Origin of the sequence: Lentzea terrae (assembly GCF_003265345.1) — a bacterium.
GTDB lineage: Bacteria > Actinomycetota > Actinomycetes > Mycobacteriales > Pseudonocardiaceae > Lentzea > Lentzea terrae.
The window spans coordinates 49,474-70,934 of record NZ_QFWW01000001.1 but is presented as its reverse complement, the minus strand read 5'-3'; the positions used below and the strand labels follow the sequence as shown (position 1 = coordinate 70,934).

The window sequence follows — 21,461 nt, the reverse complement described above, 5'->3', positions numbered from 1 at the left end:
CCGGTGTCGCTCGCAGGCACGCGAGCCGACGATGAACGGCGCATTTGTGCACGTCAGATGGACAAATGCGCCGTTCATCGTCAGTACCGGACATACCGAACGCCGCTGGACTTGGCCAACGTGTCAGGCTCCGAGGTCGAACTCCGGCGTGAGCACGCGGTCGAACCCGACCTGGCGACGAGGGCCGGTCATCGTCAGCCGCACAGCCGTGTGGACGTCTGCACTGGACCTGCCCACGTGCAGCTCGACGTCGCCGGGATCGACCTGGCGGTGACCTGCCCGTCCGGTGTAGGAGGTGAGGTCCGCGTGCAGGGTCGCCGTGACGGTGCGGGTCTGGCCGGGTGCGAGGTCGACCTTCACCGCGCCGATCAGCTGCCGGACGGGCCTCGCCACCTCGGCCACCGGGTCGTGCAGGTAGATCTGGACGACCTCCGTGGTCGCGATCTCCGTGTCGTTGCGCAGCGTGGTGACCAGCTGGCAGGTGCCGTCGGTGGGCCATTCGTGCGCCACGGCGTCCACGACCGCCCAGGTGGCGGGCGCGTAGGACAGCCCGTGGCCGAACGGGAACAGCGCCGTCGGATCCACCGTGCTGATCTCGGTGCGCGCACCGAGCGCCGCGGTGAAGTAGGTCGACGGCTGGCTCGAACCGGCGCCGGGGAAGCTGACCGGGAGCCGGCCGGACGGATTGACCCGTCCACTGAGGACACCCGACAAAGCGGCCGCGCCCTCCTCTCCCGGGTAGAAGCCGCAGACGACGGCGGCGAGCCGGTCGATCTGCCGGGAGAGCTCGTACGGCCGGCCGGACAACAGCACCAGCACGACCGGGGTTCCGGAGGCGAGCACGGCTTCGAGCAGCTCTTCTTGCCGGCCGGGCAGGCGGAGGTCGGTCGCGTCGCAACCCTCGCCGGACGTGCCGCCGCCGAACAGGCCGGCCTGGTCGCCGAGGACCAGGACGCAGACCTCCGCCGAGCGGGCGGCGTCGACGGCTTCCTGGATCTCCTCGTCGGTGCCGCCGAGCACCGGACAGCCCAGCGCGAACACGACGTCGTGCTCCGACTGCAGCGCGTCCAGCAGCGTGGGCACCTCGACGCCCATCGGCACGTCCGGGTGGTGCACGCCGACGTGCAGTGGGAACGAGTAGCAGCCCAGCATCGCGCCGGGATCGCTCGCCCGCGGGCCGACGACCGCGACGCGGCGCCGTTCGGCCAACGGCAGCACACCGTTGTTGTGCAGCAACACGATCGAGCGTTCGGCCAGCTGCAACGCAAGCGCGCGGGAGTCCGCGTCGTCGAGGTCGATGTCCGTGTCGGGCTCGGGGTTGAAGTCCGGGTCGAGCAGACCGAGCTCGCACTTCTGGCGCAGCACGCGTTCCAGCGCCCGGTCGACGAGTGCGACGGAGACCTCGCCGGACTCGACCTCGGCCAGCAGGGGGTCGCCGTAACAGTCCACAGTGGGCAGTTCGACGTCGATGCCCGCGGTGAGCGCCTGCGCGGCGGCGTCCGCGCGGCCGCTCGCCACGCTGTGCAGCTTGTCCAGGAACGTCACCGCGAAGTAGTCGGCGACCACCGTGCCGGTGAAGCCGTACTCGTCGCGCAGCAAGTCGGTCAGCATCGCGGGGTCGGCGGCGACCGGTACACCGTCGTTGTGCGTGTAGGAGTTCATCACCGACCGAGCCCCGGCGCGCAACGCCATCTCGAACGGCGGCAGCACGACGTCCGCCAACTCGCGCGGGCCGATCGACACCGGTGCCATGTTCCGGCCGGCGCGGGACGCCGCATAGCCCGCGAAGTGCTTCAGCGTCGCCACCACACCCGCCGACTCGAGCCCGGTGACGTAGGCGGCACCGATCGTGCCGACGAGGTGCGGGTCCTCGCCGATGCTCTCCTCCACGCGCCCCCAACGCAGGTCGCGCGGAACGTCCAGCACGGGGGCGAGACCCTGGTGGACGCCGAGGCGGCGCATCGAGCGGCCGATGCGTTCGGTCATGCGCCGCACCAGATCCGGTTCGAAGCTCGCACCCCAGCACAGCGGGGACGGGTACACCGTCGCCTGCCACGCGGCCAGGCCGGTGAGGCATTCCTCGTGCACCATCGCGGGAATCCCGAGCCGGCTGCTCGAGATGATCTGCCGCTGGCTGCGGGCGAGGCTGTGCGCGCCCACCTCCGGCGCGATCGGGCGGGTGCCGAAGACGCGGGTGAGCTGGCCGATGCCGTGCCGGGTCAGCTCGTCGAAGTCCGGCGGCTCCGCGATGAGATCGTGCTGGTGCGGCGCCACTTCGCCGCCGGAGTCGATGCCGACCCAGATGCCGTAGAGCTGGGCGACCTTCTCGCGCAAGGTCATGCGCGCCATGAGGTCGCGCACGCGGTCGGCGGGTGCGGCGCGCGCATCGCGCCAGAGCTCGACCGGTGAGGAGGCTTCTGTCGTCACGGAAACTCCAGGGGTCAGGAGGGCAGTGCGCGGGTGGAGTGCCGGACGACCAGGTCCGTGCCGAGCGTGATGTGGGTTTCGTCCGGCGTCTCGCCGTTGATGAGCCGCACCAGCAACGTGACCGCGCGCTGGCCCATCTCGCGGATCGGCTGGCGCACCGTGGTCAGCGGCGGGGTGGCCAGGGCGGACTCCGGGATGTTGTCGAACCCGACCACCGAGAGGTCGTCCGGCACCCGGAGGCCGAGGCTCACCGCGGTCTCGATCGTCGCGATCGCGGTGATGTCGTTGGCGGCGAACACCGCTGTCGGACGGTCAGGTTCGCTCAGCAGTTCCCGTGCCGAGTCGGCGGCCACGTCGTGGTCGTACTCACCGCGCCGGATCAGGTTCTCGTCCACCGGGACCCCGGCGGCCACCAGCGCGCGGCGGTAGCCGGTTTCCCGTTGCTGGGCCGACTTCAGGTCGGCGCGCCCGGTGAGCAGGGCGATCCGGCGGTGGCCCAGTGAGAGCAGGTGCTCGGTCGCGAGCCGCCCGCCGTTGAGGTTGTCGGAGTCGATGGTCGGCAGCGCCGCGCGTCCGGTGTGCGGGTCGACCGCGACGACCGGCGTGCCTGGGAGTTCTTCGAGGTCGACCGCGGGCGTGACGAGCACGGCGCCGTCGACCAGTGTGCCGCTGAGACGCGTCAGGTACCGCTGCTCCCAGCCCTGCGGATCACCGGTGCGACCGCCGGCCGAGTACACGACCAGCTCGAAACCGGTGCCGCGGATGGCATCCGCCGCGCCCTTGAGCAGTTCGGTGCTGAACGGCTCGATGTCGGCGACCAGGATCCCGATGACGTTCGTGCGGTGGTTGCGCAGGCTCTGCGCGACCAGGCTCGCCTCGTACCCCAGCTCCTTGATCACGGCCTGCACCCGCGCGAACGTGTCGGCGGAGACGCCGTAGCGCTGGTTGAGGACCTTGGACACGGTGGCGACCGAGACGCCGGCCTGAGCGGCGACGTCACGGATCGTGACGCGAGAGCGTGGGGGCACGGGGCTGAGACTAGCCGTGTAAAACGTTATCGACAACGATTGACACAGCGGGATCGACGCGGAATTCTCACTGCCGTCGCACGCACCATTTCTCTCCGTCCAACTCGGCCGACGTCGTCAGGAGTGGACCCCAATGCGTTCTGTGCACAAGTTGTCCGTCGCTCTCGCCGCCGCAGCGACGCTCGTGCTTGCCGCGTGCAGCGGCTCTGGCGGCGACGCATCAGCGAACGGTCCGGTCACGCTCACCTGGTGGCACAACCGGACCACCGAACCGATGAAGTCGCTCTGGCAGCAGATCGCCGACGACTTCCACAAGAGCCATCCGGACGTCTCGTTCACGATCGAGCCGTTGCAGAACGAGCAGTTCCAGACGAAGATGCCGCTGGCCCTGCAGGGCAACACACCGCCGGACATCTTCCAGCAGTGGGGCGGCGGCTCGCTGAAGTCGCAGCTCACCTCCGGCAAGCTCGGCGACATCACGCAGGCGTCGTCGAGCTGGATCGGCCCGCTCGGCCAGTCGGCGAAGGGCTGGCAGGTCGACGGCAAGCAGTACGGCGTGCCGTACCAGATGCACGCCGTCGGGTTCTGGTACCGCAAGGACCTCTTCGCCACCGCCGGCGTCACCAGCCCGCCGTCCACATTGGACGAGCTGAACGCGGCCGTGGCCAAGCTGAAGGCCGCGAAGCTGGTGCCGATCGCCGTCGGCGGCAAGGACCGCTGGCCGGACGCGTTCTACTACAACTACTTCGCGATCCGCCAGTGCTCGGTCGACGCGCTGAAGAAGGCCGTCGAGAAGACCGAGCTCAGCGACCCGTGCTTCACCAAGGCCGGCGAGAACCTCAAGACGTTCCTCGACACCAAGCCGTTCCAGGACGGCTTCGTCGGCACGCCGGCCCAGCAGGGCGCCGGCAGCTCGGCCGGCATGCTCGCGAACGGCCAGGCGGCCATGGAACTGCAGGGCGACTGGAACCCGGACGTCATGCAGGCCCTGTCCGAGGACAAGAACCTGGACTCGAAGATCGGCTGGTTCCCGTTCCCCTCGGTGCCGGGCGGACAGGGCGACCCGAACGCGGTGCTCGGCGGCGGTGACGGTTTCTCCTGCACCTCGCGAGCGGCCAAGGCGTGCGCGGACTTCCTCGGCTACCTGGTGGGCGAAGAGGTGCAGAAGAAGCTCGCCGCGACGGGCTCCGGCCTGCCGGTGCACCCGGCCGCGGTGGCGTCGCTGAAGACCGAGACGCACAAGCAGATCGCCGAGTACACGGCGAAGGCGCCGCACCTGCAGTTCTACCTCGACATCGCCTTCCCGACCAACGTCGGACAGGCGCTGAACGACGCCATCGCCAACTTCTTCGCAGGCCAAGGCGGTCCGGACACCATCGTGCAGTCGGTGACCAAGGCAGCCGCCGGGAACAAGTGATGAGCACCGCGACCAGCGCGCGGCCGTTGACCGCCCCCAGCTCGCACGCGCCGCGGGCTGGGGGCACCCCACGGCGGTCCCGCACACGCACACGCCTGGAACTCGCTCTCCTGCTGGCACCGGGCTTGGTGCTGTTCGTGGGGTTCGTGCTGGTCCCCATCGGCGTGGCCGCGTTCTACAGCCTGTACTCGTGGAACGGGTTCGGCCCGCTGACGGAGTTCGTCGGCCTGGACAACTACGTCGACGCCTTCTCCGGCGAGGTGTTCCGGGGCGCCATCGGGCACAACCTGATCATCGCGACGCTGACGGTCGTCGTGCAGCTCCCGCTCAGCATCGGCCTCGCGCTGCTGCTGAACCGGAGGCTGCGCGGCCGGACGTTCCTGCGGATGGTGGTCTTCGCGCCGTACGTGCTGTCCGAGGCGGTGACGGCGGTGATCTGGCTGCTGATGCTGCAACCGGGCGGATTCGTCGACCAGGTGTTGCGCGGGGCAGGCCTCGGCTGGGCCGTGCAGCAGTGGCTCGCCGACCCGAAGATCGTGCTCTACACGCTGTTCGTGGTGATCACGTGGAAGTACATCGGGTTCGGCGTGATCCTGCTCCTGGCCGGGCTGCAGGGCATCCCGGCGGAGCTGCGGGAGGCCGCCGCGCTCGACGGCGCGTCCAGCTGGCAGGTCACCCGGCACGTCGTGCTCCCGTTGCTGGGGCCGACGATCCGGGTCTGGATCTTCCTGGCGGTGATCGGGTCGCTGCAGCTGTTCGACCTCGTCTGGATCATGACGCTGGGCGGGCCGGCCAACGCGTCCACGACCATGGCGACCTACCTGATCGACCACGGGTTCAAGCGGTACGAGTTCGGCTTCGGCAGCGCGGTCGCGGTGATCCTGTTCATCATCTGCTTCACGTTCGCGTTGCTGTACCAGAGGTTCGCGTTGCGCCGGGACACCGACGGCGCGTTGACCAGGGCGGTGAACTGAGATGTCCCGTCGCAACGGAGTCGGCTATCTCGCCGCGTTCGCCGTCATCGGCATCACGGTGGTGCCGTTGCTGTTCGTCATCCTGGGCGGGTTCCGCACCACGGCGCAGATCAACCGCGCACCGGCCGGCCTGCCCGGTCCGTGGGTGTGGGACAACTACCTCGAGGTGCTCGGATCCGCGCAGTTCTGGCGGTTGCTGGGCAACAGCGCGCTGATCGCGGTGATCGCGACGACGCTCGCGGTCGGGTTCGGCTCGATGGCGGCGTTCGCGTTGTCCCGCTACGCGTTCCGGGGCCGTGAGGCGTTCTACACGCTGTTCACGCTCGGTCTGCTGTTCCCGCTCGGGGTGGCGACGCTGCCGTTGTACCTGTGGTTGCGCCAGCTCGGGCTGCTGGAGAACCCGCTCGGCGTAGCCATTCCGGAAGCGGCGTTCTCCCTGCCGATCACGATCGTGATCCTGCGGCCGTTCATGAACGCGATCCCCGCGGAGCTCGAGGACGCCGCCCTGCTCGACGGAACGGCCAAGCTCGGCTTCTTCTGGCGCATCCTGCTGCCGCTGTCGAGGCCCGCGCTGGCCACCGTGTCCGTGCTCGCGTTCGTCAGCAGCTGGAACTTCTTCCTGTTGCCGCTGCTCGTGTTCAACGACTCCACCAACTTCACGCTCCCGCTCGGCGTGGCGATGTTCCAGTCCGAGCACAGCCAGGACACCGCGAAGATCCTCGCGTTCACCGCGCTGTCCATGATCCCGGCGCTCACGTTCTTCGTGCTCGCCGAACGCAGGATGGTCGGCGGCCTCACCGGTTCGGTGAAGGGCTGACCTGTCGCGACCGGCACCGCCACCCGGTAGGTGATCGGCGTTGTCGGGCTGCCTTCACATCACTTCTGACCGCAGGAGAGAAATACAGCCAACCCCCAAGGAGCGACAATGATGTTGCGCTTACCCAGGACCCAGCGGTTCCTCGCGATCGCGGCGGCGGCGGCCGCGATCGCGGCGGGCCAGGCGGTCCCCGCATCGGCCGCCGGGCCGTTGAAGGACATCACGAACAGGTACGTGGGTAGTGCGGTGGCCGCAGGTCCGCTGGGCAGTCAGGCGGACTACCGGTCGGTGCTGACCCGCGAGTTCGACAGCGTGACGCCCGAGAACGAGATGAAGTGGGCGGTGGTCGAACCGAACCGCAACCAGTTCAACTGGTCCGGTGCGGACGCGATCGTGAACTACGCCCAGCAGAACGGGAAGTCCGTGCGCGGGCACACGTTGGTGTGGCACAGCCAGTATCCCGGCTGGCTGAACAACCTCGGCGGCGGTGAGCTGCGCAACGTGGTCCGGGAGCACATCAACACCGAGATGGGCCGCTACCGCGGCAAGATCCGCGCGTGGGACGTCGTCAACGAGATCTTCGAGGAGAACGGCACGCGCCGGCAGTCGATCTTCCAGCAGCGGCTGGGTGACGGCTTCGTCGCCGAGGCGTTCCGCGCGGCCCGCGCCGCCGACCCGTCGGCCAAGCTCTACATCAACGACTACAACACCGAAGGCATGAACGCCAAGAGCAACGCCGTCTACAACCTCGTGCGCACGCTCAAGCAACAGGGCGTGCCGATCGACGGCGTGGGCATCCAGACGCACCTGGCGACCCGGTACGGCTACCCGTCCGGTTTCCGGCAGAACCTCCAGCGGCTGGCCGCTCTCGGCGTCGACATCGCGATCACCGAGGCCGACGTGCGCATCCAGCTGCCGGCCGACTCGGCGAAGCTGAACCAGCAGGCGACCATGTACAAGCAGATCTGGGACGACTGCCACGCCGTCTCCCGGTGCGTCGAGTTCACCACGTGGGGCTACACCGACCGGCACTCGTGGGTGCCCGGCACGTTCCCCGGTGAGGGCGCTGCGTGTCTCTTCGACACCAACCTGAGGCCGAAACCGGCGTACAACCGGATCAACCCCTAACGGGAGCGTCCACTTGGCACAGTTCACGAACCCGATCCTGCCCGGCTCACACCCCGATCCGTCGGTGTGCCGGGTGGGACCGGACTACTACCTGGTCACGTCCACCTTCGAGTACTTCCCGGGACTGCCGCTGTACCACAGCAGGGACCTGGTGCACTGGCGGCAGCTCGGCCACGTGCTGGACCGGCCGTCCCAACTGCCGCTGCAGGGCGTGCGCGCCTCCGGCGGGTTGTACGCGCCGACGATCCGTCACCACGACGGCGTGTTCTACGTGGTGTGCACCCTGGTCCACGGCACCCGGCAGAGCGGGAACTTCGTCGTGACCGCAACGGATCCAGCGGGCGACTGGTCCGAGCCCAAGTGGCTGCCGGAGGCCGACGGGTTCGACCCCTCGCTGTTCTTCGACGACGACGGGCGGGCGTGGTGGACCGCGACCCGCGAGATCCGCGACGGCCGGACCGAGGTGTACCTGCGCGAGTTCGACATCGAGTCACTCTCGCTGGTCGGCGCCGAGCACGTGCTGTTCCGCGGCGCGCTGGTCGACGCGCGCTGGGCCGAAGCGCCCCATCTGTACAAAGTGGATGGTCAGTACGTGCTGGTGTGCGCGGAAGGCGGCACGGACTTCGAGCACTCCGTGGTCGTGGCGTTCGCCGACGAGGTCACCGGTCCGTACCGGGGCTCACCGCGCAACCCCGTGCTGACCCACCGCCACCTCGGGCGAGCACACCCGATCGCGGCGACGGGGCACGCGGACCTGGTGTGCACGCAGCACGGCCAGTGGTACGCGGTGCTGCTGGCGACCCGTCCGTACGGCGGCTACTACTACAACCTGGGACGCGAGACCTTCCTCGTCCCGGTGTCGTGGGAGGCGGACGGTCCCGTTTTCAGCCCCGGCACCGGCCGGGTCGAGGCCGCTTATCCCGTGCCGGACCTGCCCCCGCACCCGTGGCCCGCGGTGGCCGACGACTTCTCGTCGCCGGAGCTGGATCCGGCCTGGATGTTCCTGCGCACGCCGGAGACCGAGTTCTGGTCGCTCGAACGACCAGGTCACCTGCGTCTGCGCGTGCGGCCGGAGTCGATCACCGATCCCGTCAACCCGAGCGTGGTCGTGCGGCGCCAGCAGCACCAGGACTTCCACGTCTCGTGCGTGCTGGAGTTCGCTGCGGCCGGGCCTTCCGAAGCCGCCGGCATCGTGCTCCTGCAGAACAACGACCACCACGTCCGCCTGCTGCTGGGCGCCGACCGCCAGGTGACCCTGGTGCGCCGCGTCGGCGGGCACGACGAACTGCTCGCCAAGACCACAGTTGGCGAGGGTGCGGTGCAGTTGGGCGTGGAAGCACGCGGGCAGGAGCACCAGGCGCTGGTCGCAGGGCTTCCGCTGGGCGCACCGTTCGACGGGCGGGTGCTCAGCACGCCGGTCGCCGGCGGGTTCACGGGAGTCCACATCGGACTCTACGCGACCAGCAACGGCGCACCGAGCGCCTCGTGGGCCGACTTCAGCGACTTCACCTATCGTGCTCTCGGCCAGACCGGGAGCTGACACCAGCCTGACGAAGGCGGACACGACCGTCCGCCTTCGTCAGTCACGACTACCTGCTTTCTTTGGCAGCCCTGGCCGAGCGGGTGCAGACCTCACCGACATCGGTCGTCTTGCCCCGGTCGACGTAGATCTCCGCGAGCCCGACGAGCCGGCCGCGCGAGTCGCTGCACGTGAGCGTGTACGGCTCCTTGGGACCGTAGGTCATCGGCAGCGGTGAGGAGAACTGGACCTTCAGGCCGGCCCAGTCGTCCGTCTTCGCCGGATCGGCCTGCGAGTAGTTGACCAGCACGGCGGTGTAGTCACCGGCGGGCGGGTCGTACAGCGTGGCCTTCTCGGAGTTGGTGCCACCGGAGGCCGACGACGTGACGATGTTGCCGGCCGAGTCGAACACGTAGAGATCCCAGTCGGTACCGGCGGTACCCCAGCCGACGCTGACCTCCATCTTCCCGTTGTCCGCGGTGGGCACGCCCTCGACGCGGAACGGAATGCGCTCCGCGACCGGGTTGTTCGGGAAGTCGGTGTTGGTCGCCGGAACGCCGTCCGGGTTGGCCAGGGTGATCTGGCCCTGCGCCGGGCCCTGCGGGTCGCGGCCGTAGCGGCCCGCGACGTACGGGCGGGTCGACGGGTTGACCGCCCAGTTGAACTTCCCGCCGTTGCTCACCAGGTCGGACTTGATCACGTCGGCCCACTGGATCGGGTCGGACGTGGTGCCGCCGGGCTGGATCACCCGCGAGGTCGGCGTGCTGAAAGCCTTGCGCACCTGGAGCTTGTAGCCCTTGGGCGCCGTACCGGTGAGGGTGGCGTGCGCGGTGCGGTCGGCGGTGCTCGTCAGCATGTCGATGAACGCCTGCCGGTTGCCGCCCTTGCCCTCACCCGCCGCAGGGGCGAGGCCCGCGTACTCGGCGACGACCTTGCTGAACTGCGGGTGGAACTCGTCCGGGCCGACCTCGAAGGTGAACGCCCAGCCGCCGGTCGCGTAGTACGACCAGTCCTCCAGGCCGCCGGTCGTGTCGTACAGCTGCCACGACGGCTGGTTCTTGTAACCGTTGCGGGAAGCCAGTTTCTCGCCGAGTGCCTGGTAGGCCGGCTCCTCCAGCGGCGGGCGGGCGTCCGCGACGCCCGGCACGCGCAGAATCAGGTTCGAGTAGGTGTGCAGCGTGATCAGGTTGGTCACCGCGTGGTTGGCGATGACCGAGCGGACGTTGCGGGTCTCCGGCTCGGAGAACGGCCCGGAACCGCGGTAGGTGTCGCTGCTCCACTGGAAGGACGCTCCGGCGCCGCCCCAGAAACCCGCGTAGTTGCGGTTGGGGTCGGTGCCGCGCAGCCGGCCGCCGGGGTTCGCGCCGCAGGCACCGGTGCGCAGTTCCTCCGGGGAGTCGGACACGTTGCAGTTCTTGCGCTTCATCTCGTAGTCGAACTGGCTGAAGTCGCCCTTGGGCTCGGCCTCGCGGGAGACGCTGAACCCGTCCGGGTTCACGATCGGCACCACGATGCTGCGCGTCTTCTGCACCAGCGACTTGAGCTCTCCGCCCGCGCGGTAGCCCTTCACCAGCTCGTACGCCCATTCGACGGCGTGTTCACCGGCAGGCCACTCCCGTGCGTGGTGCACGCCCATGGTGAAGTTGACGGGCTTGCCGTCACCGGCCTTGCCGACCGGCGTGGCGATCTCCACGCCGACGACGTCGCGACCCTCCCAGGTGGGTTCGGGCAGGGTGAAGGCCCTGACCAGACCGGGGTTGCGGCGGGCCAGTTCCTTGAGCTCGTACTCGTACTCGTAGAGGTGCCGGTAGGAGGTCCGTCCCGACGGCAGAGCGGACTTCTCGGTGCGGGAGTCGTACTCGACGTCCGCCTTCGCGTTGTCGATCGACTTCGCCGAGAGGTTCGGCTGCACGACGGTGGAGCGCATGCCGCTCTCGGCCAGCTTCCTGCGGTCGGCGTCACCGGCCAGCACGACCTCGACGCCGGTGGCGTCGGCCTTCTCGGTGACGTCGAGGCCGAGCGCGAACAGCCGGTCCTTCTGCTGGCGGGTGGGCGTTTCCACGCGCACGATCTCGGCCTGCTCACCGGCCGGTCGTGGTGCGACGGCGAGGAAGTCCACCCCGAGGGTGACGGTGCGGGAGGACCCGGAAAGGCGGCAGGCCTGCACGACGAGCTGCTGGCCCTTCTTGACGAAGCTCTCGGCGAGCTCGGCGCTGCGCAGCGCCGCGGACGCCGCCACGACCGCACCCGTGGCCTGGTCGAACACGGCGACGTCCCAGTCGCCGGACCCGTTGCCGTGCGGCCGCAACCGCGCCTGGACGAGACCGTCCACTGTGGACGTTACCTGGTGCAACGCGACACCCCGGTCGCGCTTCTTGAGCTGCTTCGCGAAGCACGAGCGCGCGACGGCCTGGTCGGCGCGCAGCGTGTTGTCCTGCGCGGTGGCGGTCGCCGAGGTCAGCCCGGCGACCACGATCCCGCTGACTCCCAGCGCGATGATCGTCCGCCATGCGGGCAGCCTTGTTCTGTCAGGGACGTGCACGATGAGTTCTCCGAATTCCCCCGTAGATGATCAGAGGTGCGACGTTAGCAACGAACGCCGTCTCAGTTGAGGGTCGATCGGAGGGTTTCGGGCTGCGGGCGATCACCGCACGCTGACGGGAATCGCAGGGGAGTAGTACAACCTGCCGTGGGCGGCCACCCGCACGAGCGTCCACCAATGCGCGCCGCGGCGGGCGTTGGGTGCGGCGGTCGCCGTCACCGGCACGGTGATCTTGCCTCCTGGCGGGATCGTGAACGGCTGGGTGCGGGGGCCGATCGCGACCTGGTCGTCCCACGTGCCGAACGGGCTGATCACGGTGACCTCGCCGTGCACCTCGCTCTGCATCCGGTTCTGCAGCGTCACCGGCAGCAGTGCGTGCTCGCCGGGAGCGAGCAGAAGGGCACCCGCCCGGAGCAGGACGTCGACGAGCTCCCGTTCCGTCGTGGGACCGGAGACGACCTCGACGGTGTCCTCCAGCACCTGGCCGAGGTGGTCGTGGATGCGGACGGAGTGCAGGTGCCGGCCCGGCCTGGGTTTCAGGGTCGCGGTGAACTCGGCGTACTCACCTGAGGCGAGGTCGTAGTCCCACGACTGGCCGTCGGTGAAGTCGACGCGGCCCTTGGCGGGGGTGGTGCCGCAGCTCACGGTGATCCGGGCTGCGCCGGTTTCGCCTGGGGCGAGCCGGGTGAAGGACGGGGTGATGTGCACGGAGACCGGCAGGTTGCCGATCGGGGCCGGCCCGGAGTTGTGGCGCCAGTACTTCGTGCAGATCGGCTGGACGGGTTCGAGCGATTCGACCGGTGTGTGGGGGCGCGCGGCGGTGGGAATCAGGCGCAGGGTCGCGACGTCGGCTGCACTCAGTTCCACCGAAGTGTGTTCTGAGTGGACTGTCAGCGCTTCGAGGTCCTTTTCTTCCAACAAATCTGTCCGATGAGCGGCGGCCAGCCCGCCGTACAACGAGACCGTGGCCGTCGTCGGCGTCCCGGACGACTCGTACAACCGCACCGAGAGGTCCGAGCCGTGGTCATCCGAACCGGAAGCGAGCGGGTTGCCGTGGGCCTTGACCGCGGTCAACAGCACGTCCGGCGGTGACACCGAAAGCAGGCTCAGTTCGGCCGGCAGGTCACCGCCGGTCGAAGCGACCTGGACGGCGTGCACCGGGTGGTTGACGTCCTGGCCCGCGCGGGCGAACCCGGCCTCGCGCCAGTCACCCGCTCCGGCGACCACGCTCAGTTCGAACGTGTGGGACCAGTGCTGCCAGGCGAAGCTGGACCCGTCCGGCACCGTGCGGCGGTCGCCGTCGATCCACACGCCGGCCGGCCAGCCGCTGCACGAGCGCATCAGCGACACGTGCAGCGTGCCGTCCGGTGCGACGACGAACCCCGGCGTGCCGCGGTTGACCACGGCCACCGAGTACTCGACGGCCGGATCGGTCGTGTCACCGGCCACCTCGACGCACGCGTCGGCGAGGTCCTCGATCAACGCGTCCACGTCGGTGACGATCAGCACCGGCAGGTCACGCGGTCCGCGCAGGTCGGCGTCCGGGACCCACTGCTGTGCGCGCGGATGCGATGCCGGCACGAAAACCCGGCCGGTGGCGTCGAGCGCCGCACGGTACTCGGGCGCACTGTCCAGCACAGCTGCCGTGAACTCGTGGTGGCCCACGACGATTCGCACGTCCGGCAGGTTGGAGTCCACGTCGAGAGCGCCGTAGCGCGGACCGGCCGGACGGGTGCACGTGGCGGTGACACCCTTGGCGACCAGGGCGGCCACGAGTGCCCGCCCGTCCTCGGCGACGACTTCCGCGACACCGATCGCGTGCAGAACGCCGTTGGACAGCCGCAACCGGACCGGGGTGGAGAGACCCGCCCAGGTGTGCGCGGGGCTGTCCAGCGTCCACAGGTGCTTGGCGGCGTCGACGTCCGGGAAGCCGAACGAGCGGCCCACCGCGGCGAAGCCCACCTCGGCCACGGGCAGCGTGCCCGGCAGGTCGAAGGCGAACCGGCTGCGCAGCAACCGGTCGTGGCCGATCGAACCGTCCACGAAGGACCGGATGTCGACGCGCGGCAGCCCGTGCCACAGCGTCACGCGCTGGGTGAGCCGCAGCCCGCTGAGCGAACAGGAGCTGACGAGGCGCTGGCCGACCGGGCTCGTCTCGATGCGCACGTCGGCCGTGCCGGCGGTGACCCCTGGACCCTTGGGCAGCAGGTGCCACGGCCCCTCGCCCCACACCGGGTGGCCGGGATGTTCGTCCTGCACCAGGAACTCCGCCGCCAGACCGCCGGGCCGCACCAGTTCGCGCTCGGTCGTCCGGTCGTACACGCTGGACAACGCTCCGCCGCGCGAGGGATCGGCCTCGACGAAGAACGACTCGGACTCGATCGTCACACCGGTGCGCGGCATCCAGTACGGCGGCACCTTGGGCGCGTCGACCACCCGGTACACCCGGTAGCCGGACGCCGGCACCTGCCGCGCCACGAACGTCAGCGTCAGTTCGAGCGTGCCGTCCGGATGCTTCAACGCCGCGTCGGTCACGGCGGGAACTTCTGCGCCGTCGAGGTCCACGACACGTGCACCCTTGAAGCCGGTCAAGCGAAGGTCAACGGTGGCAACGGCATCACGGACGAAGGCCAGCGTGTTGACGACGATCACGGCCTCGCCCGCACCGGAGGTGTCCGCGGCGGAAGCCAGCACCGAGATCGAGTCGGACAGCACCGAACGACCGAGCTCGTCCGCCTCCCGCCACCCCGTGAGCAGATCCAGGTACACCTGGTCGGACTCGGTTCCGGTGATGGCGTCGTGGTGCGCGCCGTAGACCAGCTGACGCCAGGCCTTGTCCAGCGCGAGGGCCGGGTAGCCCGCGCCGAGCAACGTCGTCAGCGCCGCCATCCGCTCGCCGTCGAGCACCGCCACCTCGGCCGCGCGCTGGGCCTGCTTGGTGTCGATGTACGAGACGTCCTTGCCGGTGTAGACCGGGTTCATGTCCCTGGTCTGCGGGCTGAACGTCACCGAGCGCGCCTCGGCATCGGCGCGCACCGCGGCGAAGAAGTCGCGGGGGAGTCCGACGACGAAGCGCGGCCAGACGTACCGAGCGTTCCACTCGCGGTGGATCTCGGTGCAGAACCGGGACGGCACGTTGTGGTCGTGCCCGACCGGCAGCAGGACGTTGCGGGTGGCCGCGGCCTTGCGCAACGTGCTGAACTGCCGGTACGCCTCCGCCATCGCCTCGTCCAAAGTGGACTTGCGCTCGATGTCCCAGCCGGCGACGTAGTGGTCGGCGAGGTAGGCCGTGAGCACGCCGCGGCCGCTGGGCGAGATCCACTCGAACTCGGACGGGAACTGCATCCTGGTGATGTCGCCGGTGTGCCGCTTGGCCCCGACGTGGTGCCACGGGCCGCGCGCCCAGACGCTCGACGTCAGCCCCGCGTCCGCCATCAGCCCCGGATACGACGGGTCGTGCCCGAACACGTCGAGCATCCAGGCGCTCTGCGGATCGGCGCCCAGCACGTCCCGCTGGAACCCGACGCCGTAGACCGCGTTGCGCACGGTCGACTCCGGATGGGTCAGGTTCGTGTTGGCCTCGTTGTAGTTGCCGCCGACGATCTCGATCCTGCCGTCGCGCAGGAACCGCCGCAGGTCGGACCGGTCACCGGGGAACGCGTCCCAGTGCGGCTTGAGGTAGTCGACCTCGGCGAGCACGAACCGGTAGTCCTCGTCCTGCCGCGCCGCGTCGAGGTGAGCACGCACCAGGTCGAACGCCGAGAGCTGGAACGGCATCCGCTTCGCCTGCGCGCCCGGCAGGTCGAGCCACGTCTCGGTGAAGCCCGCCTGGGTGTTCCACCACACCGGGTCGTAGTGGAAGTGCGAGACCATCCACATCGTCCACCCGGTCTCCGCGACGGTCACCGTGACGTCCCAGGCGAACGGGGGAGCACCGCTGACCGGCGCGACGAGCACGGTCGCCGGATAGGTCGTGCCCGCCGTGGTCGGCGCGGAGAAGACCACGCCGACCTCGGCCACGACCTCGTCCTGGCCTGCCGCCACCCGCACGGGTTCCGGTGTGCGGACCAGGGGCCCGGTGATCCGCACCCACACCGGTTCGGGTCGCGGCACGGTGATCGTGACCCTGATCAGCTGGTGTGGCGCGGAAACCGGGCCGACGAACAGATCCGTGCTTTCAACTGACACCACGGTGTTACTTGGCCCCTTGGAGTGCTGCCTCGGCGTCGCGGAAGTACTGCGCGACCGCGTCGGGGATCGACATCTTGCCGAACGCGACCTGCTTGGCCGCCGCGTCCAGTGCCGTCTTCGCGTCGTTGTAACCGGGCGGCGCGGTCGGAGCGTTGGGCAGGCCGTCCTTCGCCACCTCGTCGGCGACGTACTGCGAGTACGTGACGTCCCGCTTGTCCGCCGCGCTCAGCGACGGTGTCAAGGCCTCCAGCGCCTTGGACGACGGCGGGATGCCGCGCGACAGGGCCATCGCCTTGATCGCGTCGACGTCACTCACGAAGAGGTCGATCAGCTTGGCCGCAGCCTCCGGGTTCTTGCTCTTGGCCGGAATGCACAGCAGCACGCCGCCGTTGAGCGCCTGTCCCGTCTTGCCGTTGCTCCCGCGTGGCACCACCACGATGTCGAGCGTGTGCTGGGTCAGCGGTTGCATCTGCGCGAGGCCCCAGCCGGTGGTCATCGCGATGTTGCCCGAGATCAGCGGGTGGTTGCCGGCCGCGGAGTCGGTGTTGGCCAGCATCTCGGGCGGGCAGATCGCACCGGCCTTGCGCAGCTTGTCCCACATGGCGAACCACTCGGCGAGGTCGTCCTTGGTGAACGCGAGCTTGCCCTCGTCGTTGTAGAGGTCCTTGCCGCGCTGCCGCAGCCACGGCTGCAGTGCGCCGGAGTCGTCCTTGGACGCGTCCAGGGCACCGTACTTGCCCTGTCCCATGGCCTTCGACATCTCACCGGCGATGCGGCCGAAGTCGTCCCACGTCCAGGTGTCGGTGGGGACTGGGATCTTGGCCTGCTCGAAGAGGGTCTTGTCGTAGAGGACCGGTGCGTAGCCGGACCCGGACGGCACGCCGTAGGTCTTGCCGCCGACCGCGCCGGCCCCGCGTACCGCCTGGTAGAGGGTGTCCAGGTGGATCGTGTTCGGGATGTACTGGGAGAGATCGGTCAGCACGCCCTTGGCCGCGTAGGTGCTGACGAGTGCGGTGTCCATCTGGAAGAGGTCCGGCGGGTTGCCGCCGGCGAACTCGGTGTTGAGCTTGTTGAAGTACCCGTCGTAACCGGAGTACTGGGCGTCGACCTTGGTGCCGTTCTTCTGCGTGAAGATCTGCAGGGCGCTCTGGTACGCCTTGTTTCGCGCCTCGCCGCCCCACCAGCGGAAGGTCAGCGAGTTGTTCGCCGCGCCGCCACTGCTGGTGGGCGCGAAACCGCACCCGGCGACGGAGGCGGCGGCGAGACCACCGGCCAGGCCGAAGAGGCCTCTCCTGGAAATGGACATGTGTTTCCCTTTCTTGGCGGCGAAAAGGCGTTACTTGATGCCGGTGGTGGCGACGCCCTCGACGAGACGGCGTTGTGAGACGAGGAAGACGGCGACGGTGGGCACGAGCGTGACCACCGACATCGCGAGCATGCCGCCGTAACTGGACCCGCTGGCACGGTCGACGAACGCGTTGAGACCCAGCGGCGCGGTGTAGCGCGAGTGGTCGGACAGGTAGACCAGCTGACGCAGGAAGTCGTTGAACGTCCAGATGAAAGTCAGGATCGTGGTGGTGAGCAACGCCGGTTTCAGCAGCGGCAGGATGACGCTGAAGAACACCCGGACGTGGCCGGCGCCGTCCAGTGCCGCCGCCTCGTCCAGTTCGCGAGGGATGCCGCGGATGAACTGCACCATCAGGAAGATGAAGAAGGCGTCGTAGGCCAGCAGGTACGGCACCACCAGCGGCAGGAACGTGTTGACCCAGTTCAGGTTGAAGAAGATCGTGTACTGGGGGATCAGGGTCGCCTGGAACGGCAGCATCATCGTGCCGAGCATCAGCCCGAACCAGAACCTGCGGAACGCGAAGTCCAGGCGGGCGAACGCGTAGGCCGCCACCGAGCAGGAGGCCACGTTCGCGATCACCGTGCAGAGCGAGACCGTCAGCGAGTTGCCCAGGTAGACGGTGAACGAGGTGCCCGTGGCCGTCCAGCCGCTGATGTAGTTGGCGAGGGTGACCGCGAGTGGCAGCGGGTTCATCGTGCTGAAGATCTGGTTCTCCGGCTTGAACGACGCGCCGACCAGCCAGACCATCGGGTAGATCATCGCCACGAGCACGACGATCAGCACGGCGTGCGCCCGCCAGTGGCTCTTCTTACTCCGCATAGTTCACCCACCTCCGGGCCGACCAGAAGTAGACCGCCGTGAACAGGCCGATCACCAGGAACAGCACCCACGCCATCGCGGAGGCGTAGCCCATCTGCATGCTGCCGAATCCCTTGAGGTACAGGTAAAGCGTGTAGAGCAGGGTTGAGTCGATCGGACCGCCCAGCCCGTTCGAGATGACGTAGGCCGGTGTGAACGTCTGGAACGCGTTGATCGTCTCCAGCACGAGGTTGAAGAAGACCATGGGGGACAGCAGCGGCAGCGTGATCTTGAAGAACACCGTGAACCGGCCGGCGCCGTCGATGGCCGCCGCCTCGTAGAGGTCCTGCGGCAGCTGCTTGAGCCCGGCCAGGAAGATCAGCATCGGGGTGCCGAACTGCCAGCCGGCCAGCAGCACCAGCGTCCACATCGCGTACCGCGGGTCGCCGATCCAGTCCGCGCCCTCGACGCCGAACAGCCCGAGGAACTGGTTGACCAGTCCGTCCTTCGAGAAGATCTGCCGCCACATCACGGACACCGCGACGCTCGCGCCCAGCAGCGACGGGAGGTAGAACGTTGCCCGGTAGAAGCCGAGCGCCTTCAGCCCGCGGTTGAGCGCCACGGCCACGAGCAACGCGGCGGCGAGCTTGAGCGGCACCGACGCCACCACGTAGAGCAGCGTCACCTTGATGGACTGCAGATACCGCTCATCGGAGAACAACCGGACGTAGTTGTCGAAACCGATCCACTGTGGAGCGGTGAGCAGGTCGAACTTCGTCAGCGACAGGTACAGCGAGTACACCATCGGGATCAGGGTGAACGCGAACAGGCCGATCAGCCAGGGCGCGAGGAAGCCGTAGCCCGCGAGGTTGTGCTTGTGGCGCTTGCGCTTGCGCCGCACGGGTGCGGGCGGTCGGTCGGTGACCGGCGGATCGAGCACGGCGGTGCCGCTGTTCTCCGACATGTGAGCCACTCCTGGGACGTCATTGATGGACCGGTGAGCCGAGGGCTCGATGCCACGCACGGCGCAGTTCCGTTGGTCCGTCCCAGGGATCTGGAAAGCGCTTTCCGGGACTGTAGGAACCGGCTACCCGGCTGTCAAGAAGATCTTCTGGGAACCTTGTTCCCCAAGGAGTTTTCGAAACTTGAGGGTTGACTCCGGCCGGGTGAACAAGTTTACGTTTAAACCAACGAGGCGGGTCCCAGCCGCAACGCCCACGAGAACGAAGGGGAGGGAACCCACTCCGGCCACGCACGCCCACCACTGCTGACGATCTTGGGCGAGCGCCCCGCGAGGAGTACCGATGACCGCCGCCGCGGTGTATTTGCCGAGCCAGCACGCCAGTGTGCACGACTTGCCCGACGACGACGGAGAGCTGCGGGTGGTGCTCGCCGAGGCGGTGGGCCAGGCGATCGCGCGCCAGCGGCCCGACGGGAACTTCGAAGATCAGTCCGTCGTCGACGACATCGGTGACATGACGCTGGGCGTGGTGTCGTTGCTGTGCCTGGCCTGGCGCCGCGGCGACCGCCGTGATCCCGAGCTGCGCGACGCCGCACGGCGCGGGCTGGACTTCGTGCTGGCCGAACGGGTCTTCCGCACCGACAACCCCGGCGAGCCGTTCCTGCTCGTGCGGGACAGCGGTCTGCCGTACGCCCGTTACGTTCTCGAGACCGGCGAACATCCGTTCGGCGACTGGCCGAGCACCGTGTGGGCGTTGCTGCACGCGGTGAACGTGCTCGAGTTCGGCCGCGAGGTGATCACCGAGGGCCAGTGGGCAGCTTTGTCGGAGGTGGCGGTCGGCTACTGGCGCTGGCTCACCGAGGCGAGCATGTTCAACCCCCAGCAGACGGCGAACCAGGCGATCGGTGCCGTGGTGGCCGGTTTGACGCTCGGGCGGCTGTTGTCCGAAAAGTCCATCGTGGACGTCGCGATGTTCCTGTACCACAGCGAGATCAGGGCCAAGCGGATCGTCGACCGCGAGCTGCGGCTGCCGGTCGAGCACGGCGCCGGGCACGACCAGAACTACCTGCCGATCTCCCTCACGTTCCTGGCGAGGGCCTACCAGGTGAGCGGCGAGCAGTGCTTCCTCGACGACGGCGACGAGATCGCGCGGCACCTGGAGATGCGGCTGTCGGCGCGCGGCTTCGACTACGGCGGGCCCCGCTACAGCGAGCAGCACTGCGGCTGCGAGGGCATGCTCGGCCTGCGGTTCTTCAGCGGCCGCATCGGGGCCGAGCTCGGCCGCTACCTGGGCGACCGGCGAGTGGCCCACTACTGCGCCGCCACGCCCGGCGTGCCGAGCGGGCACTTCGCGTTCGCCACCGTGTGGTTCTTCCTCGACGAGCACCGGTGGTACCGCGCGCCGTCCGGGAAACCCGTGCACACCCGCTACTCGCTGCGGCACGGGGAGGTCTCGGTGTCGCTCACCGGGCAGCTGACCCCGTACCTGATCGACGCCGGCGGCACCGCGGTGATCGAGTCGATCGTCGACCACCAGCACGGCATCGGACCGCTGGTGCGCTACGCCGACGGCAGGAGGACGCTGCTCACCCGGCCGCTCGGCCCGGTCCGCGTGCGGGACGTGACCGACGGCGGGCTGGGCGCCAAGCTGGTGACCAAGGCCGTGGTGACCTGCGACCAGGTCATGCTCTCCGTGCAGCAGCTCTACGTCACCGACGGCGAACGCCTCTGCCTGATCGCCGTGCTCGACCGCACCGCGCTGCCCCTGAACGCGGAGCTGACCTTCCTCGCAGGGTTGCCCTACGCGAGCGCGGAAGGCGCGCGGCAACGTCGCATCCGGACGGTCAGCGAGCCGGACGGGGAACCGTTCGACCTCGCCGAGGCGTGGCGAGCGCTGCCCACCAAGGGAACGCTGCTCGCGGGCGGGCTGGCGCTGAGCTCGGCCGCCGGTCTGCGGGTGGAGAACCCGCCGGACGGTCCCGCGTACTTCAACAACCCGCGGACCGCCGGGATGACCCAGGAGCAGCTGTCGTTCTGGCTCGGCGACGACCCGAGGGGCTACGGCAACCCCGATGAGGGCTGGCGCCGGGTGATCGCGACGAACCACGTGCTGGCCGAGCCGATCGCCGACGCGCCGCACGGCCGGGCCGTCTTCGCCCTCTGCTACGGAACCGATCCCGGCGCGTTCGAGGTGTCGGCCGACGAGCCGCTCGACGGCGTGCGGGTGCGCACCCCGTTCTTCACCGCACTGGTGGGACACCCGGCCGGTGATGTGGGCGGCGAGCCGGTGCTGCGGCTCAGCGTCGCGTGA

The 21,461-nt window shown here is 69.0% G+C and carries 13 protein-coding genes; 6 read left to right on the top strand and 7 right to left on the bottom strand.

The genetic code is table 11. The features are described 5' to 3' along the window. Nucleotides 1–123: 123 nt before the first annotated feature. Together DI276_RS00245 and DI276_RS00240 are read right to left on the bottom strand one after the other, a co-directional pair. On the bottom strand, nucleotides 124–2,427 hold the full coding sequence (locus tag DI276_RS00245) for a beta-xylosidase/alpha-l-arabinosidase (protein ID WP_112261204.1): 2,304 nt from the start codon (nucleotides 2,425–2,427) through the stop codon (nucleotides 124–126). A 14-nt stretch (nucleotides 2,428–2,441) separates the two neighbouring features. After that, entirely contained in the window at nucleotides 2,442–3,455 is a 1,014-nt protein-coding gene (locus DI276_RS00240; RefSeq protein ID WP_112261203.1) for a LacI family DNA-binding transcriptional regulator, read from the bottom strand. Nucleotides 3,456–3,588: 133 nt separating this feature from the next. Here DI276_RS00240 and DI276_RS00235 point away from each other — a divergent pair, with 133 nt between their 5' ends. The 5 genes from DI276_RS00235 to DI276_RS00215 all read left to right on the top strand — a co-directional run bounded on the left by DI276_RS00235 (nucleotide 3,589) and on the right by DI276_RS00215 (nucleotide 9,331). After that, a complete protein-coding gene (locus tag DI276_RS00235) occupies nucleotides 3,589–4,872 on the top strand; it encodes an ABC transporter substrate-binding protein (RefSeq protein WP_112261202.1) in 1,284 nt (427 codons plus the stop codon). Beyond that, complete coding sequence (locus tag DI276_RS00230) at nucleotides 4,872–5,846, top strand: carbohydrate ABC transporter permease (protein ID WP_112261201.1); 975 nt, start codon at nucleotides 4,872–4,874, stop codon at nucleotides 5,844–5,846. The genes DI276_RS00235 and DI276_RS00230 overlap by 1 nt, the downstream gene beginning before the upstream one ends. 1 nt (nucleotide 5,847) lies before the next feature. Beyond that, nucleotides 5,848–6,663 carry a carbohydrate ABC transporter permease gene (locus DI276_RS00225; RefSeq protein ID WP_112261200.1) on the top strand — a complete coding sequence of 272 codons (816 nt, stop codon included), beginning with the start codon at nucleotides 5,848–5,850 and terminating at the stop codon, nucleotides 6,661–6,663. Between the two features lie 108 nt (nucleotides 6,664–6,771). Further along, on the top strand, nucleotides 6,772–7,791 hold the full coding sequence (locus DI276_RS00220) for an endo-1,4-beta-xylanase (RefSeq protein ID WP_112261199.1): 1,020 nt from the start codon (nucleotides 6,772–6,774) through the stop codon (nucleotides 7,789–7,791). Nucleotides 7,792–7,804: 13 nt separating this feature from the next. Then, complete coding sequence (locus DI276_RS00215; protein ID WP_112261198.1) at nucleotides 7,805–9,331, top strand: glycoside hydrolase family 43 protein; 1,527 nt, start codon at nucleotides 7,805–7,807, stop codon at nucleotides 9,329–9,331. A 49-nt stretch (nucleotides 9,332–9,380) separates the two neighbouring features. Here the strand turns inward: DI276_RS00215 and DI276_RS00210 are convergent, their stop codons facing one another. From DI276_RS00210 to DI276_RS00190, 5 genes are all read right to left on the bottom strand, one after another. Beyond that, entirely contained in the window at nucleotides 9,381–11,855 is a 2,475-nt protein-coding gene (locus DI276_RS00210) for a M14 family zinc carboxypeptidase (RefSeq protein WP_408610488.1), read from the bottom strand. Between the two features lie 99 nt (nucleotides 11,856–11,954). Next, complete coding sequence (locus DI276_RS00205; RefSeq protein WP_198680377.1) at nucleotides 11,955–16,040, bottom strand: glycoside hydrolase family 38 N-terminal domain-containing protein; 4,086 nt, start codon at nucleotides 16,038–16,040, stop codon at nucleotides 11,955–11,957. 7 nt (nucleotides 16,041–16,047) lie between these two features. Further along, nucleotides 16,048–17,349 (bottom strand): ABC transporter substrate-binding protein, encoded by a 1,302-nt coding sequence (locus tag DI276_RS00200; RefSeq protein ID WP_112261196.1) that lies wholly within the window; start codon nucleotides 17,347–17,349, stop codon nucleotides 16,048–16,050. Between the two features lie 30 nt (nucleotides 17,350–17,379). Then, complete coding sequence (locus DI276_RS00195; protein WP_112261195.1) at nucleotides 17,380–18,210, bottom strand: carbohydrate ABC transporter permease; 831 nt, start codon at nucleotides 18,208–18,210, stop codon at nucleotides 17,380–17,382. Then, nucleotides 18,200–19,153: a carbohydrate ABC transporter permease gene (locus tag DI276_RS00190; RefSeq protein ID WP_112261194.1), complete on the bottom strand. Its 954-nt coding sequence runs from the start codon at nucleotides 19,151–19,153 to the stop codon at nucleotides 18,200–18,202. Before DI276_RS00190 ends, DI276_RS00195 begins: the two co-directional genes overlap by 11 nt. A 340-nt stretch (nucleotides 19,154–19,493) precedes the next feature. Between DI276_RS00190 and DI276_RS00185 the strand changes: the two genes are divergently transcribed. Next, complete coding sequence (locus DI276_RS00185) at nucleotides 19,494–21,461, top strand: hypothetical protein (protein WP_198680376.1); 1,968 nt, start codon at nucleotides 19,494–19,496, stop codon at nucleotides 21,459–21,461.

Coding starts and splice junctions, on each gene's coding strand:
- DI276_RS00200 (WP_112261196.1), bottom strand. CDS start 17,349: ATGTCCATTTCCAGGAGAGGCCTCTTCGGCCTGGCCGGTGGTCTCGCC.
- DI276_RS00185 (WP_198680376.1), top strand. CDS start 19,494: ATGACCGCCGCCGCGGTGTATTTGCCGAGCCAGCACGCCAGTGTGCAC.
- DI276_RS00230 (WP_112261201.1), top strand. CDS start 4,872: ATGAGCACCGCGACCAGCGCGCGGCCGTTGACCGCCCCCAGCTCGCAC.
- DI276_RS00195 (WP_112261195.1), bottom strand. CDS start 18,210: ATGCGGAGTAAGAAGAGCCACTGGCGGGCGCACGCCGTGCTGATCGTC.
- DI276_RS00190 (WP_112261194.1), bottom strand. CDS start 19,153: ATGTCGGAGAACAGCGGCACCGCCGTGCTCGATCCGCCGGTCACCGAC.
- DI276_RS00220 (WP_112261199.1), top strand. CDS start 6,772: ATGATGTTGCGCTTACCCAGGACCCAGCGGTTCCTCGCGATCGCGGCG.
- DI276_RS00225 (WP_112261200.1), top strand. CDS start 5,848: ATGTCCCGTCGCAACGGAGTCGGCTATCTCGCCGCGTTCGCCGTCATC.
- DI276_RS00235 (WP_112261202.1), top strand. CDS start 3,589: ATGCGTTCTGTGCACAAGTTGTCCGTCGCTCTCGCCGCCGCAGCGACG.